16 protein-coding genes and 3 pseudogenes are annotated in these 14,254 nt (G+C 38.3%); 6 read left to right on the top strand and 13 right to left on the bottom strand.

Translation table 11 applies throughout. The annotated features are described in order from the left end of the window. Window positions 1-336 precede the first annotated feature (336 nt). Together RU93_RS06765 and RU93_RS06760 are read right to left on the bottom strand one after the other, a co-directional pair. A complete protein-coding gene (locus tag RU93_RS06765; protein ID WP_071874847.1) occupies window positions 337-702 on the bottom strand; it encodes a hypothetical protein in 366 nt (121 codons plus the stop codon). Window positions 703-757: 55 nt separating this feature from the next. Next, complete coding sequence (locus RU93_RS06760) at window positions 758-1,144, bottom strand: CvfD/Ygs/GSP13 family RNA-binding post-transcriptional regulator (protein WP_071874846.1); 387 nt, start codon at window positions 1,142-1,144, stop codon at window positions 758-760. A gap of 85 nt (window positions 1,145-1,229) precedes the next feature. Between RU93_RS06760 and RU93_RS06755 the strand changes: the two are divergent. Next, window positions 1,230-2,404 (top strand): annotated as a pseudogene (locus RU93_RS06755) (MalY/PatB family protein). 74 nt (window positions 2,405-2,478) lie between these two features. Here RU93_RS06755 and RU93_RS06750 read toward each other — a convergent pair. Beyond that, window positions 2,479-3,069, bottom strand: a complete 591-nt coding sequence (locus RU93_RS06750) for a peptidylprolyl isomerase (protein ID WP_071874845.1) — start codon at window positions 3,067-3,069, stop codon at window positions 2,479-2,481. Window positions 3,070-3,189: 120 nt separating this feature from the next. Here RU93_RS06750 and RU93_RS06745 point away from each other — a divergent pair, with 120 nt between their 5' ends. Continuing rightward, window positions 3,190-4,170 (top strand): NAD(P)/FAD-dependent oxidoreductase, encoded by a 981-nt coding sequence (locus RU93_RS06745; RefSeq protein ID WP_071874844.1) that lies wholly within the window; start codon window positions 3,190-3,192, stop codon window positions 4,168-4,170. 47 nt (window positions 4,171-4,217) lie between these two features. Here RU93_RS06745 and RU93_RS06740 read toward each other — a convergent pair whose 3' ends face one another. Further along, a complete protein-coding gene (locus RU93_RS06740) occupies window positions 4,218-4,460 on the bottom strand; it encodes a DUF1450 domain-containing protein (protein WP_071874843.1) in 243 nt (80 codons plus the stop codon). An 87-nt stretch (window positions 4,461-4,547) separates the two neighbouring features. On the opposite strand from RU93_RS06740, the gene RU93_RS06735 reads away from it, so the two are divergent. Continuing rightward, the gene (locus RU93_RS06735; protein WP_071874842.1) at window positions 4,548-5,042 is read left to right on the top strand and encodes a phosphatidylglycerophosphatase A family protein; all 495 of its coding nucleotides are present in this window, start codon (window positions 4,548-4,550) and stop codon (window positions 5,040-5,042) included. A 49-nt stretch (window positions 5,043-5,091) separates the two neighbouring features. Here the strand turns inward: RU93_RS06735 and RU93_RS06730 are convergent, their stop codons facing one another. The 4 genes from RU93_RS06730 to RU93_RS06715 form a co-directional block, all read right to left on the bottom strand. Further along, complete coding sequence (locus tag RU93_RS06730) at window positions 5,092-5,724, bottom strand: TIGR01906 family membrane protein (RefSeq protein ID WP_071874855.1); 633 nt, start codon at window positions 5,722-5,724, stop codon at window positions 5,092-5,094. Between the two features lie 4 nt (window positions 5,725-5,728). Continuing rightward, complete coding sequence (locus tag RU93_RS06725) at window positions 5,729-6,493, bottom strand: TIGR01457 family HAD-type hydrolase (protein WP_071874841.1); 765 nt, start codon at window positions 6,491-6,493, stop codon at window positions 5,729-5,731. Then, a complete protein-coding gene (locus tag RU93_RS06720) occupies window positions 6,493-7,077 on the bottom strand; it encodes a YutD family protein (protein WP_071874840.1) in 585 nt (194 codons plus the stop codon). Before RU93_RS06720 ends, RU93_RS06725 begins: the two co-directional genes overlap by 1 nt. A gap of 68 nt (window positions 7,078-7,145) precedes the next feature. Beyond that, complete coding sequence (locus RU93_RS06715; protein WP_071874854.1) at window positions 7,146-8,534, bottom strand: bifunctional metallophosphatase/5'-nucleotidase; 1,389 nt, start codon at window positions 8,532-8,534, stop codon at window positions 7,146-7,148. A 580-nt stretch (window positions 8,535-9,114) separates the two neighbouring features. On the opposite strand from RU93_RS06715, the gene RU93_RS06710 reads away from it, so the two are divergent. From RU93_RS06710 to RU93_RS06695, 3 genes are all read left to right on the top strand, one after another. Beyond that, on the top strand, window positions 9,115-9,414 hold the full coding sequence (locus tag RU93_RS06710; protein WP_071874839.1) for a hypothetical protein: 300 nt from the start codon (window positions 9,115-9,117) through the stop codon (window positions 9,412-9,414). A gap of 120 nt (window positions 9,415-9,534) precedes the next feature. Beyond that, the gene (locus RU93_RS06705) at window positions 9,535-9,822 is read left to right on the top strand and encodes a DUF5960 family protein (protein ID WP_071874838.1); all 288 of its coding nucleotides are present in this window, start codon (window positions 9,535-9,537) and stop codon (window positions 9,820-9,822) included. Between the two features lie 330 nt (window positions 9,823-10,152). Beyond that, a complete protein-coding gene (locus RU93_RS06695; RefSeq protein WP_071874836.1) occupies window positions 10,153-10,707 on the top strand; it encodes a hypothetical protein in 555 nt (184 codons plus the stop codon). A gap of 50 nt (window positions 10,708-10,757) precedes the next feature. On the opposite strand, the pseudogene RU93_RS12255 reads toward RU93_RS06695, so the two are convergent. From RU93_RS12255 to RU93_RS06675, 5 genes and pseudogenes are all read right to left on the bottom strand, one after another. Further along, window positions 10,758-10,946, bottom strand: a pseudogene (locus tag RU93_RS12255) (N-acetylmuramoyl-L-alanine amidase); the annotation flags it as partial. Window positions 10,947-10,997: 51 nt separating this feature from the next. Next, window positions 10,998-11,789 (bottom strand): annotated as a pseudogene (locus RU93_RS06690) (N-acetylmuramoyl-L-alanine amidase); the annotation flags it as partial. A gap of 1 nt (window position 11,790) precedes the next feature. After that, window positions 11,791-12,111 (bottom strand): holin, encoded by a 321-nt coding sequence (locus RU93_RS06685; protein WP_071874834.1) that lies wholly within the window; start codon window positions 12,109-12,111, stop codon window positions 11,791-11,793. Between the two features lie 36 nt (window positions 12,112-12,147). Next, window positions 12,148-12,414: a hypothetical protein gene (locus tag RU93_RS06680; protein ID WP_071874833.1), complete on the bottom strand. Its 267-nt coding sequence runs from the start codon at window positions 12,412-12,414 to the stop codon at window positions 12,148-12,150. Between the two features lie 83 nt (window positions 12,415-12,497). Beyond that, complete coding sequence (locus tag RU93_RS06675; protein ID WP_071874832.1) at window positions 12,498-14,249, bottom strand: SGNH/GDSL hydrolase family protein; 1,752 nt, start codon at window positions 14,247-14,249, stop codon at window positions 12,498-12,500. Between the last annotated feature and the right edge of the window lie 5 nt (window positions 14,250-14,254).

The following is a 14,254-nucleotide window of genomic DNA, read 5'->3' as shown; positions in this document are numbered from 1 at the left end:
CGCGTTAGCAACTTTTATATCATATCAGATTAACTATTCAGTGTCAACTATTTTTTAAAACTATTTTCAACAACCTCATTCACTTAATAAAACAATCAAGTTAGTTGTGAAACAGCGACTAGAACATCTTAACAAATCATACCACTATCTGTCAACTTCTTTTTTCACTTTTTTTACTAAAGTATCATTCAGATGAATACACAACATATAGCCTACTAAGCTACTAGTTTATGGACTTCGTTTTCAAATGTGATTTAAAGCTATTTGTTTCAATTGCAACTATTAAGATCAATCAACATAAACAACCCGCTTTTTCATCGTGCCACTCCTACTTTTTTAAAAAAAAGGCATGCCGTCAATTTTAAATGCTTGAATCGTTTCGCTAAACTGCTTCGCATTTTCCCAATAAACAGCTTCAGGTAATTGCTGTGAATGATCATTAGCGGACATTTCAAAAACAAATAAGGGAATTTTTTGATCGTTCTCCACTCCACTCGTTAGTTCGACTAATTGAAGTGTTGAAACATCAAGGTGAGCTTTTTCTTTCAATAATTGCAAGACACAAGCTAAGCCTGTTCGCTCATTAGATAATTCAACTGATAGAAATTTTTTCTCATTTCCTAAGTTGTGAAGTAAAAACCGTTTTGTTCCGTCTTCCAAATGTAAAATAACCGTCCCAGCAACTCTTTTTGTATTCAACATTATCACCTCGTGTTTTAATCTAACTGCTCCATCATATCATATTTTTTTCATCATGCTACTGTATTTTTCTGGATTTATTTTCAAGCAACGCATCCATTGCTTCCTTGACCCAGCACGGTAACGCTTCCTTGATTGTTGTAAAGCCAATCTTCTTATACTTGTTTGTAAAATATCTTTTTTTGCGAATACCTGTCTGAATAAATTGTCCTTCAAGCGTTCTCCTAGAAAGGCTAATTTTTTGACTATATTCATCAATATCAATAATTTGCACTTGAACTTTTTCGCCAATTTTTAGCACATCTTGTATATTTTTTGTATAACCCGATTGAATCTCAGATACATGAATCAACCCTTGCGTCTCTTCATCTAATGAGACAAACGCGCCATAAGGTTGAATGCCAGTGACATGCCCATCAACGATATCTCCAATTTTACAGTCCATTTTTATCCCTCTTTTCATTCCTGTATTTTTGATTATACTAGTAAGTGAGATGAAAATGAAGGAAATATTTTCGAGGAGGAAGAAGATGGCACGATTCGATCAATTACATAACCGCTTACAGACTAATAGTATCAAGTGGGATACACTCGAAAAAGATTATCAGGTAAGAGACTTATCTGCTTTTTGGGTAGCCGATATGGATTTTCAAGTGGCACCTGCGATTCAACAAGCGCTCAGTGAATACGTGGCTACAGGAATATATGGGTACCATTTGTTACCCGATTCTTTATACGAGGCTATTATCTCTTGGCAAAAACGCAGACACGAGTATGAAATCCAAAAAGAAGCGATTTTATTTAGTTCAGGTGTCGTTCCTAGTTTGGTAATGTGTATCGAGGCATTGACAAGACCTGGGGACACGATTTTAATTCATGATCCGGTCTATCCACCTTTTGCCGAAGTGGTTGAAAGCAATCATCGAAAATTAGTCCGTTCTTCTTTATTGAAGCGTGAGGGGAAGTTTCAGATGGATTTTCATGAGATGGAAGCCCTGATTATCGAACATCAGATTAAACTATTCATTCTGTGTAATCCCCAAAACCCTGGTGGACGTGTTTGGTCAAATGAGGAATTGAAACAAGTGGGGCTTCTTTGTCAAAAGCATCACGTGCTAGTGATCAGTGACGAAATCCACCAAGATCTTATTCTTGACCCAATCTTTTCACTTCTTTTCAAACCGTCGATAAAAGTTTCGCTGAATTTTCAGTGATTCTGACTTCAGCTACGAAAACCTTTAATCTGGCTGGGATAAAACTGGCCATGATTTTTGTCAAAAACCGGGAACTTAGAGAAAAAATCAAGTCGCTACAACAAGCCACACGGCAAGATGAAGTGAATACGTTTGGCATCATCGCCACGCAAGCCGCTTATGATCACGCAGAGGCTTGGTTAGAAGAATTATTAGTCTATCTAAAAATGAATGTCGAAGAAACCTGTACTTTTTTTAGTGAATCTTTGCCAAAAGTAACAGTGATGCAACCTGAAGGAACCTATCTGATTTGGTTAGATTTTTCTGCTTATGGACTAACGGATAAAGAATTACACCATCAACTCATTTATGAAGCAGGGGTTGTTTTAAATAAAGGAGCGACATTTGGCTCTAACGGGAAACAACATGTGCGGATGAATGTCGCTTGTTCGAATCGTCTACTCAAAAAAGGCCTAACACAAATCAAAGAAGCTTTTCTTCGTTTGGCGTAAGAGCATTGATTTAAAACAAGTAAAAAAGCTTAGAGACTCACAACACTGTGCGAGCTCTAAGCTTTTTTGTTTGATTAATCTTCAATAATCTCAATAGTTTCAATTACAACATCATGAACAGGACGATCTTGTGGGCCTCTTTGAACAGCACCAATTTCATCCACAACATCCATGCCTTTTGCAACATGACCAAAAACGCTATGACGGAAATCTAACCAAGGTGTACCGCCTTGTTTATAAACATCAATGATTTCTTCAGGATATCCTGCACTTGCCATTTGGCTAATCATGTTCGCAGGAACATTTTGGTTGTTTACAATAAAGAATTGACTGCCGTTGGTATTTGGGCCAGCATTTGCCATTGACAATGCTCCACGTAAGTTAAAGAGTTCTTTTGAAAACTCATCTTCGAATTTTTCACCAAAAATACTTTCGCCACCCATACCAGTACCTGTTGGGTCACCACCTTGAATCATGAAATCAGGAATAACGCGGTGGAAAATCACGCCATCATAATATCCTTTTTTCGCAAGACCAATAAAATTTTCAACGGTTCTTGGTGCTTGTTCTGGAAATAATTGAATTAAAATTTCTCCACGGTTGGTTTTAATTAACGCTTTTGGACCTTTTTGACTGGCTAAATCGATTTGTGGCAATTGAGACAAAAAAATCTCCTCCTTCTATTTTTATATTCATATCATAGCTAAAAAACAATAAAAATGCTACACTTTAATTTCTTTGTTATAATATATCGCAAAGTGATTGCGAATTTAAGGAGGAACACAATGGACATTTATGATATTACGATTATTGGGGCTGGTCCAGCAGGGATGTTTGCAGCCTTTTACGCGGGAATGCGCCAGGCTAAAACAAAGATTATTGATACCTTGCCACAACTTGGCGGGCAGTTAGCAACTTTGTATCCTGAAAAATATATTTACGACATCCCAGGCTACCCTAAAATTAAAGCTGGAGAACTGGTCCAAAATCTGGAAAAACAGATTACGACCTTTAATCAACGCTACTGTTTAGAAGAAGAAGTCTTAAAAATCGAGCGTCAAGAAGATGGCATTATCGAAATCACGACCAATCAGCGGGTACACTACTCACGAGCTGTGATTCTTGCGTTAGGAAATGGGTCTTTCCAACCGCGAAAATTAGCCTTAGAAAATGCCGAAATGTACGAAGGTTACGGCATTGACTATTACGTATCTGACCTTATGAAATACGCAGGAAAAAAAGTGGCGATTGCCGGTGGCGGCGATTCCGCAATCGATTGGGCCTTAATGTTAGAGCCGATTGCCAAAGAAGTGACACTCATCCATCGTCGACCAGATTTTCGTGCGCATGAACACAGCGTCGAACTCTTAAAGAAATCATCTGTCAATGTCTTAACACCGTATTTATTAACCGAAATTTCAGGCGATCGCACTTTAGATGCTATCCATTTACAAAAAGTGAAAGAAGAAGAAACGATCGACTTAAGTATTGATTATCTCATCGTCAATTACGGCTTTTCTTCCACATTAAACTTAAAAGAATGGGGCTTAAATAGTACGCGTCAAGGAATTGCGGTTCATTCAGATATGCGTACTTCGATGGAAGGCGTTTATGCTTGTGGCGACATTGTCCAATACGAAGGCAAAGTCAAACTAATTGCGACCGGTTTTGGTGAAGCACCGACTGCCGTCAATAATGCCTTGCATTATATTAATCCTAAAAACCGGACACAACCTGCGCATAGCACGAGTGTCTTTGACCACTAATATTTGGCAAAAAGAACTCTGACAACTACATTGTCAGAGTTCTTTTTTTAACTATATTCTTCATGCCACTCACGAATATTTTTCTCAATTAAGGCAAGTAGTTCTTCCGGTTCTTTGGCGCCTAATCGTTCACCTTCGAATAAACAAAACGGCTGTTGTTCACAGAATCGACATTCACTTAAGCAACTACTAACCATCACATCAACCTCATCCATCGCTTCAACCGCTTCTAAAACGAGTTGAGTACCTTGAGATAAGTTCGTTTGACAAAATTCTACGAGGGGAAACATTTTTCATCACTTTCCTTTGCTTGAACGCTAGAAATAGTATACCATGAAATAATAGAGGCGAAAAAATATTTGATTGGAGGTTTTTTTATGGTATTCGAAACAAAAACACTCGAAGCAAAAGCGCGGCAATTATTAGGGGATCGCGGCGTTTCCGTCGTTGATATCGCGGAATTAGTGATCTTTTTACAAAAAGAATATATCCCGGAATTGACGTTAGAAACCTGCGTTGATAGTGTCAATGCGGTGTTAACGAAGCGAGAAGTCCATAATACAATTTTAACAGGGATTCAACTCGATATTTTAGCCGAAGAAGACAAACTCCTTCAACCGTTACAAAGTATTGTCGAAGGCGATGAAGGTCTTTACGGCATTGACGAAGTACTAGCCCTTTCGATTGTCAACGTTTATGGTTCAATTGGCTTCACCAATTATGGCTACATCGATAAAGTAAAACCTGGTATTTTACAAAGGCTTAATGAAAAAGGTGGCCCACGTGTCCATACCTTTTTAGATGATATTGTTGGCGCGATTGCTGCCGCTGCTGCTAGTCGCCTAGCGCATAGTTATTCTTCTGAAATTTAATCGTCAAGAAAAATAAAAAAGGAGGAATCGTTTGTCGACTCCTCCTTTTTTATTTTAATGATTTTTTTCCCATGATTAAGCCCAGTGCAAAGAGACTTTCTAGAATGACAAAGAATAAAATAAAACACCACATAAAAAATTGTTCCGGTAAGACCGTAATAATCGGATCGGTTACTGGATTAAATAACCAATCATCGTTACTAAAAAACAGTTCGTGGAATTTTATAAAGAATGTCTCAAAGCCAATCGCCATCACAAACAGCAAGCCTACAGGAATAATCATCGCCCACTGAAAGGGACGAACAAGTCGCCATAACCGTTGCTTTTTAACTAAGGAGTAAAGAAAGAACAGACTTGGTAACAACGTCACAATCAATATCCCGTAATTCAATAAAAACAATTGTTTCACATCATAAAAATGACCTAGACCTGCTTCTGACATCGGAAAATCCGGTAACTTCAATTCGCTAACCCACGGATAATTCAAAAAGCGCAATAACAGACGATAGTTTTCTAACAGTGTTTCTTTTGTTAAACCGGAAATTCCAACTAAGTCATAGCGTTGAATACTCCAGCTAAAAAGAGGAACAAAATTAATCGTCACGGTAATCGAAAATGTAATCAATGTTAAAAATAAACTTAAAAAACCGCCTCTTTCGAACCATTTCTCTTTTGATTTCATCATGCTAAAACATCCATTCGTCTAGACTATCAATAATATACGTCGGCGCTTCTGGTAAGTGTGGGACCGCCTCTTTTGGCGTAAAGCCGGATAGCACTAACAACGAATCAATCCCATTTTTAATGCCCGATTGAATATCCGTTTCGTAATTATCTCCGACCATTAACACTTCTGACTTTTCCAACTGGATTTGACCGAGTGCTTTTTCCATAATAATCGCTTCTGGCTTACCGATAAAAACAGGTTTTTGCTGCGTTGCGGTCTCAATTAAGGCAATCAAAGAACCTGCGCCAGGAATCAGACCTTTTTCCGTCGGGATATTTTTATCTGGATTCGTCCCAATAAACATGGCACCTTCACGAATTGCCAGAGTGGCTTTCATTAATTTCTCATACGTCACTTCGGAATCAAGACCGACTACTACATAATCCGGCTGTTTTTCCTCCCAAATAAACCCTGCTTTTAAAATTAATTGAATTAAGCCTGCCTCCCCAATAACATAGACTTTTGATCCTTTTTTGGCATCTTTCATATAATCAACCGTTGCCAAAGCCGCCGTATAAATCGTGGTTGGTTCGACAGTTAAAGAAAATTCTTCTCGCAAACGCATCGCAACCGTTTCGGGTGTTTTGGTGGTATTGTTAGTTACAAATAAAAAGGGAATATCTTTTTTTTGCAAGCTTTCAACAAACCGCTTACCCGCAGGAATAATTTCTGATCCCAAGTAAATCGTGCCATCTAAATCAATTAAATACCCATTATATGTCATCAATCTTCTCTTTTCCTTATCGTAAAACTCTTAGTTTTTTCTTTCTTTTCGCTAACAGCTACCTTTGTTTGTTTCGATTGGGGTTTCACTTTTGTTTTGGTTGGTTTTACGACTTCTTTTTTTTCTTCAATATGTGCTTGTTTATTAACAGCTTTTGGTTTGCGGCGGCGTTGATTGGTCTTTTCACGCTTTCCACCAACTCGTTGAATCACAAAATACGCACAACCAAAATTACAATATTCATATAAATAATCTTCTAATGCATCAATGCGCTGTTCAGGAGGTGCTTTACGATTACTCGCCTCAAAGAATCCACGTAGACGCAATTGCTCATAGCCCCAATCACCCACAATATAATCATAGCGAGCTAATACTTCACTATAGCGTTCCCCGATTTTTTCCAGAACAAAACCTTCTCGATAATTGGTCACGACTTTATATTGACGGTTGCCAATCATTATTTCTGTTTCACTCAACGCAATGACTGCTTCCCCTTTTTTTGTTTCTTTCACAACCGGTTCTTCAATAATTTCTTCTAAAACAGCTGTTAGTTCTTCAGTCAAGTCTTTTTGTTTTCCGCTCATCTTTTCACCACCTACGTTTTATTATACCTTGTTTTTGATTCCTTGGGTAGTTCTGCAGAAGATCTATCTCACTCGCATATTTGATTCTTCCGGTTTAAATAATTCCCTAATACCGTCCGAATAAATTCAGGAAATAAGAATTCAATTTCCCCAGCAATTTCTAAAGTCGGGAAAAAAGGAATAAAGACCCAATGATCAACCGTCGCAAAAGTATATTCTTGCGCTTCTTCAAGTGCTTTGCCTTGCCATAATACCGTATCATTTATCTCATCATAATGAATGCCCGCCATTACGATATCGCCAAAAATTTTGCCTCGAAATCCCATTCCCACAATCGGAAATCGGCGTAAAAAGCTGCGATTTTTTTCGATTTCTTTCACAAAGCGGATCATCTCCTGCCCGGTTAATGTCACGCGAACGAGATGCATCGGATGCGGCAAGAGTTGATGCAAGTCTTCTTGCGTCACAACCCCTGCTTGTAAGGGACGTAAAAATAACCCGGTGTTTAAAAGTGCCACTTCTGTTTTCGCTCGGAATTTCAACGCTTCCAGTGCTTCATCGATGAGATTTGGACCATCGGCTTGCTTGATGGGTAACGGTTGTTCAATTGTTGTGACCACTGATGCACGTAACGCCGCTTGACCTTTCTTAACATAACTGTCAATCTCCGCTTGATCTTCGGGGAAACTTAACATTTGATCCGTTTCAAAGGTGCGCGCTTCTTTGTGCGTGATTGTTCGGACACCGTTTTGTTGCGCCAGTTGAATCACGACTTCTCCCACGTATAACCCAAATTTTCCGGCAGCTGCGACGAGCACGCCATTCATCCGCTCTCCTTTTTGAAAAAGATGATGCGTATGCGAACCGATAATCACATCCAGTTCCGAACATTCTTGGGCGATGACTCGATCCTCTTCAATTCCAAGGTGACTCAGTAAGACTAAAACGTCGACTTGTGGTCGTAAAGTCGCCACTAAATGGGGAAGAATTTCTTGCCAAGTACGAATATCCCAGCCATTTGGTTCGTATGTTAGTGGAAAATAGGCTGTCAATGCAATGATTCCCACTTTTATTCCCTCGGGGGTCGTCTTGATCGCATAGGGTTTTACCCACTTTGGTCGTTGCAACGTTGATTTATCAAAGAGATTTGCTAAAAGAACCTCAAATTGAGCATCCTCATACAAACCGTCCAGTTGTACTTTACTATTTCCAGTACCTTCATTATTACCAATCGTGACATAATCATAGTCGACTTGGTTCATTAAAACGATATTTTCTTTTCCATCACTTGCTTCCGTTAATGGATGCCAACGATCCGCGAAATCACCTAAATCAACGGTTATAATACTTTCATTCTCAGCCGGTTGTTGGCGCTCTTTTATAAAACGGCGGATTTTGGGCCATTTATCTAAGTGAGAATGCAGATCATTCGTATGGATAATCCGAATTTGCTCCATTTTTTCCACCGGTCCTTTCTTAGTTTCATTATACTGTGAATGGAAACAAGATAACACTAGAAAATCTCAGAAAATAACGGAAATGATTCCGATATATGGGCAAATCCAGCCACTTTTCGTGCTTTTGAAAGCTGTGAATTGCTCAAAAAAAAACCTAAGATTCTTCCTCTTAGGTTTTGACGTATTATTTTATTTATTCAGACACATGAGAACCGCTGTTTACGGCTATTTCAACATGTTTTGTTATAGTTGAATGATGAATAATAAGTTTCCTACTATATTATAACATATTATTGATGTTTGGATATAGTTGAATGTTGTCGTTAAATTCCCCAATATTTCCCCACTTTTATATAGTTTTATAAAATAACAAAAAAATTAATTATAAATCATTAAGACTTAAATCGGGAACAAAACTAGAATTCCGAAAGCACTCTACGCTGTTTGATAAACGCGCGAAATGCTTTTATGCTTCGACGGCCAAGTAGTTTTCTGTGTATATAGAACACTCTAATATTGGATGTGCTTTACTCTATTTTATGATATGCTCTATCTAATTATAGATGAAGGAGTTAATTCGATGGATCTAACTAACGATGAAAAGAATTTATTTTTTTACAAATGGGAATATTCCGAAACTACCGACTGGATTGATCAGTATCTCAAATTAAAAATATTTATGATGGATACAGATGTTTTTATTGTGAGAGATCCTGATTTTTTCTTAGACGACTACTGCCCTATTATTGATTGGTATGTTTTGACAGATTTTCCGAAAGAAGAACGGGAAGAAATGAGATCTAATGGCTGCAAAATTTATCGCGTTAGTGTTAAAGCGTTACTGCAAGAGACACAAGATTGGTTAGAAAATTTTAAATAAGCTTAATTGCAAAACTACGATTGTCCTAAATGGATGATCGTTTTTTTATATTTAATCTCTTGTTCGCCTTTACGAATCGAACGAACGTTCGTATAATGTAATTAAAAAAGAGGTGATTTTATGTCTGATGATTTATTTGGAGTTGTTGTTGATGGCCGAAAACTCTTATTTAAATATGGCGAGTCGTATAATCGATTTACCGACGAATACTATCACTACGTAAAATCCAATACACCAGTTTGCTTCATCGAGAACGACTTACTAAAATTAATGTACAAAAATGGTATTGATTATTTTAGAGTCCCGAAGAATAAAACACTCGTTGGCCATGATATCGCATTTGTTTTTAAACGCAGCGAAGAAAATAAGATTACGATGTTTGAATTTATCGAAGTGCAAAAATATTGAGGAGTGATCCAATGCATACAATCAAAGGTACTGTTAGCAAAATTAAAGTGTTAAAACTATCAGAGTCCCCTCTTGTCCGTTTTAGTGTTGATGGCGTTAGTTGTTTGATTGCGAGACATAGTCTTAATTTTTTGTACCAGGTGGAGGAAGATTCGGAATTAGTTGTGTGCGGGAAATATAATAGTAGGAACCAGCTTGTTGTGCGCAAGTTTTGTGTGATGGCAAAGAGTTATGCGTAAGAAAAACAATATATCATTTTAGAACATTTCGAGATTTTCGTAATAATTCTTGATATAGTCTTATTAACAATAATAATAATGAGGTGATAATATGAATCCGGTAGATATTATTTTAAAGTGGAAGAAACATTCAATGAGGACCTCCGGAAGGGAAAAACTTGATAAAACGGATGAATTTTGGGAATTGATATATGAGAATGAAAAAGAATTAAGAATCCCAGAAGGGACTTTACTTTATCGAGTTCATGAAGGCGGCTTAGAGAAGCCTGAACTCGAAACGTTTGATGACATGGGAGAAAACTATGAAGAGATTTTCCGTGTGTATTATCAAAAATGGGAGGATAGTTTAGCGATTGATAAAATTAGATGGACAAATAATTGGTTATCCTTTACTAATACACCCGACGTAATAGGTTCAAACTATTTCTCCAGAAAAAATCTTCGAGGCTTCGTTATTGTAATAAAGCCTTTAAAAGGCATAAATATATCTGAATTTCATAATGGTGGATTCAATGAATTCGAAGTAGTAGCTCCTATGGATAAATCCACTCTTGTAGAGATTTTAGAATTTGATGAATTTATGTCAAAATATGGAACTGGTAACTCAGACTATGAGAAAATAAAGAATAGAATTCTAAATGAGTGAACAAAGTAAAAAAGCCGGTCAATCCAATTAAGGACGACCGGCTTTTTTTATTGTACGTCTTGCTCTAACACCCAACTATCAATATTATCCAATAAGTAAGCGCGTTTAGAGTTTGATTGACTCACGTTTTTAACTTGCTTAATTTTGTACTTGCTACCTTTGACAAAACTAGCCATTTTTTGACCTGTCTGATAGCTTGTTGCTGTCTTTTTAACCGTGACCGTATCGCCTACTTTACGTAGTGGATAACCTGTTGCAACAGGTTGTTTGTACTCCTCGACTGTATCTTTACGAGTAGTAATATACAAGCCTGATTTAAGCTTAAAGCGCGGATATTGTCCGCTGTACTCAATGCCTACTACTGTCAGGACTGTGCCTTTCTTGACGATAGCACCGACTTTAGTTTTTAATGATACCTCTTTATAGGCGTAATCGTCTTTGATTAACTTAATCATCGCGAACTTCGTAGTGTGATAGTTTTTGATGTTAAAAGAGTTAGCCGGTGGCGTGACTGTCACTGTTAATGTTTCTCCTGTGATACCCTCGATAATACCACGCGCGCATGCATCCAGGTTTGCTTTGATCTTGTCCATGTCGCTCTTGTTAGTGATAAAGCCTAACTCCATCAAGCGGTAATTAATACCTCTAATCTTGCACACGTTTAGGTTTAATAGATTGTCGCGGTAGCTAATGCCCTTAGAACTCTTAGCGCTCCCCCACCAACCAACAATTCGATTGATTATACCAGCCAAGCCTAAGTCGTTGCTATCGGGCTTAAAAGCCTTATTAATGATAACGTGCCCACCGGTGGCGCTAGAACTTGCTGCGTCTTCATGGATTTCAGTAATCGAGGCATACCGCTTCGCTGTCATGCCGTATATGCCCCAACCGTTTGCAGTGTCTTTGTACAAGTCTTTGTTGCCTGTGATGTCGTAAAACGCAAAAGTATGCTTTGATTTATCCGCCCACTTTTTAATATGAGGATGTAATACTTTGCGGTTGAAATCACGCTCATTTGTTCCATTGCCAACAGCGCCAGGATCCCCAGCGCCGTGACCGTATACAATCAAGTGAGTAGCCATGTTATTCGCCTCCTTGTGCGTCCTGTTCGCCTTTGCCTTGCTCAATTAAATTGGTAGACTTGCGCTGGTTGTTTAACCCTTTAATATTTGCTTGCAAGTCGTAAAACCCACCGGCACCAAGTCCGCTAATAGCACCCGCCCAAGCATAAACCGCCACTTCGCCATTAACGATAGTTAACGCGTAAACAACGCCAATGCCGATACCCACCAAAACATTGACGATTGGCAACCATTTATTATCTCTCACCACTTGTTTAATCATTTGTGTAGATGCCAAAATTACTGCTCCGATAATTGGTGTTGCTATTAAAATTTCATTCATGTTAAAGCCTCCTGTTTTTTCGTATTAAAAAAAGAGCTAGCTTTTGCCAACTCTTTCACTTCGCCAATCCTCAAGCACTGCAATGCGCGTCTCATGCCCATCAATTTCTTTTTCCGTGTCGTCAATACGTGAATGCAACCTCACGCGGTCATTTTTCGAGTCTGTTAAACTCTCGCTTAATCGTGTGATTTCGAATTTTAATTTTAACAGTGTCTCATTTAGTGTTTGCGACATTTTGTATAGTCCGCCAAATATGCCGATGGTAAAGGCGATTAGAAACCACCATTCTTTTATTAAGTGCATAGCTACCCTCCTGAATTAAAGAGCAACGCGTGCGCCACTCTTTTACTTTCGTTACCATATTTCGTTTTATCGCACAGTTTGCTTCAACTAGTTATAACATATTGGTACTTAAGATAGTTAATTACCTTTCGGGCAATCAAATCGTTCCCAGCATCACTTGGATGTGTACCGTCCGGTTCTCCATTTCCACCTCTTGTATACACCGCTTTGTGTGTTGCATTTTTAGGATCTAAAGGCAAATCTGCGAACAAATCAATGATTGGTACACCATAATACTCACACACTTCGCGTATTGCTTTAACATAATCAAGTAGCTTCAACCCTTGCGTTTGATTTGGATGGTTGTTTTCCTTTTCGTAATGTATTGGAGTTATAAAGATTAAGTTAGACAATGGGTGGTTATCTCTGATATACGTAATAATCCGATGCAAAGAACCAAAAAACTCATATTCATTCCACGAACCATTTGTCACATAATACTCCAATGACTCGTTCATACTAGTTAAAGGAATATCATTTGCAAAATCGTTTAATCCGCCAAAATTGAAAATAAAATCTTGTCCGGATGTAATCTGATTTTCATCGCACACTCTTGTCACAAAAGATTTAATTGTTTCATCGACTCTTTTAGCAATCGTTGAACCACTTGTGCCTAGTGTTTGCGGTGTCGCCATTGATAGAGTTGCAGCAATTACCCGTGAGTACCTTTTTTCGATTGATGTTGTTCCAACGCCTTGCGTAATACTGTCGCCAACAAAAGTTGATGTTAAATCATCAAAAGGATTATATGGGTCTGACGTTGGTTGCGCTATAAAATCAAGAACCGACTGAGATAATTTAGGTAAAGTGACAACACCATCAGCCAAAGTGTCTGCTGGTTTATTTATTTCATCTAGCACTTCTTGTGCCAAGACGGATAATTCAACTGAATAATTAGAAAAATTACTCTTCTTCAATTCTAGCCATTCTAGTGCAAACGAATCGATTACTCGTCTCACATAAAATTGGTCAAGTTGACCATTATTGAAGTTAACTCGAATAAAACCATCTGACGGTATAATTATTTCAGCATCGCCCGGCGCTGTATCAGGAGGGTTTAATAGTTCCGTATATACCTTGTCTACATCATAAAGAGCGCCAATATCATTACTCCTTGTAGTATATGCCCAATATTTAATAGTTTCACCTGCATACACTGGTATATAATCAGTCACGCCATGCAATATTCCTTCTTGATAAGTATTCTCCCCACCATTAATGACATACTTCCCAACTATAAGATTGCCTTCGGATAAATCTTCACTCAGTACAGATACAGCATCTTTGTAAACCTTGTCCGGTGTTACCGAGTTATCCGCGATTCCGTCACTTTGGAATTTGACCGTTTGAATCCATGTGCTTCCATCCCAACGGTAGACAAAGCCGTCAGCAATAACTAGAAAGACACCTTCCGAACCTGTCGGATAAGCGTTCTGCAAATCTGATAAAGTGTTATATTCGCCAGAAAACTTCAATTCACCTAGTGCGTTCAGTTCGTCTTTGCTCGCCTTTTGTGCCAATTGCGCGCTAACCTCAGCCTTCTCGCTATCCAGCCTCTCCCCAAGCGTCTGCGCCCCATCACGTGCCACAATAACTTCTGGAGCGCTAATCACGTCTTTGCCTGTTGTTTCGTCTATGACGGCTTGAAATTGTTCTTCGACAGTAGCTTGTCTAATCCCTGTTTTGGAAATTCCTTCTGCGATATCTTCACGCATTTTCGCCATATAAGGCTCATTTTCAATACTTTGCTTTATTTCTTCAATTCGTTTTTTGTACTCACTTGTTGATTCTGTCAATTTCT

The organism is Enterococcus aquimarinus (assembly GCF_001885765.1).
GTDB classification, from domain to species: Bacteria; Bacillota; Bacilli; order Lactobacillales; family Enterococcaceae; genus Enterococcus_I; species Enterococcus_I aquimarinus.
This window is presented reverse-complemented; position numbering and strand designations above follow the sequence as displayed.

Bases quoted from the DNA above. Each gene is read 5' to 3' on its own strand.
- RU93_RS06685 (WP_071874834.1), bottom strand. From the start codon at position 12,111: ATGAATGAAATTTTAATAGCAACACCAATTATCGGAGCAGTAATTTTG.
- RU93_RS06740 (WP_071874843.1), bottom strand. From the start codon at position 4,460: ATGTTTCCCCTCGTAGAATTTTGTCAAACGAACTTATCTCAAGGTACT.
- RU93_RS06760 (WP_071874846.1), bottom strand. From the start codon at position 1,144: ATGGACTGTAAAATTGGAGATATCGTTGATGGGCATGTCACTGGCATT.
- RU93_RS06695 (WP_071874836.1), top strand. From the start codon at position 10,153: ATGAATCCGGTAGATATTATTTTAAAGTGGAAGAAACATTCAATGAGG.
- RU93_RS06680 (WP_071874833.1), bottom strand. From the start codon at position 12,414: ATGCACTTAATAAAAGAATGGTGGTTTCTAATCGCCTTTACCATCGGC.
- RU93_RS06715 (WP_071874854.1), bottom strand. From the start codon at position 8,534: ATGGAGCAAATTCGGATTATCCATACGAATGATCTGCATTCTCACTTA.
- RU93_RS06730 (WP_071874855.1), bottom strand. From the start codon at position 5,724: ATGAAATCAAAAGAGAAATGGTTCGAAAGAGGCGGTTTTTTAAGTTTA.
- RU93_RS06745 (WP_071874844.1), top strand. From the start codon at position 3,190: ATGGACATTTATGATATTACGATTATTGGGGCTGGTCCAGCAGGGATG.
- RU93_RS06725 (WP_071874841.1), bottom strand. From the start codon at position 6,493: ATGACATATAATGGGTATTTAATTGATTTAGATGGCACGATTTACTTG.
- RU93_RS06735 (WP_071874842.1), top strand. From the start codon at position 4,548: ATGGTATTCGAAACAAAAACACTCGAAGCAAAAGCGCGGCAATTATTA.
- RU93_RS06710 (WP_071874839.1), top strand. From the start codon at position 9,115: ATGGATCTAACTAACGATGAAAAGAATTTATTTTTTTACAAATGGGAA.
- RU93_RS06720 (WP_071874840.1), bottom strand. From the start codon at position 7,077: ATGAGCGGAAAACAAAAAGACTTGACTGAAGAACTAACAGCTGTTTTA.
- RU93_RS06705 (WP_071874838.1), top strand. From the start codon at position 9,535: ATGTCTGATGATTTATTTGGAGTTGTTGTTGATGGCCGAAAACTCTTA.
- RU93_RS06765 (WP_071874847.1), bottom strand. From the start codon at position 702: ATGTTGAATACAAAAAGAGTTGCTGGGACGGTTATTTTACATTTGGAA.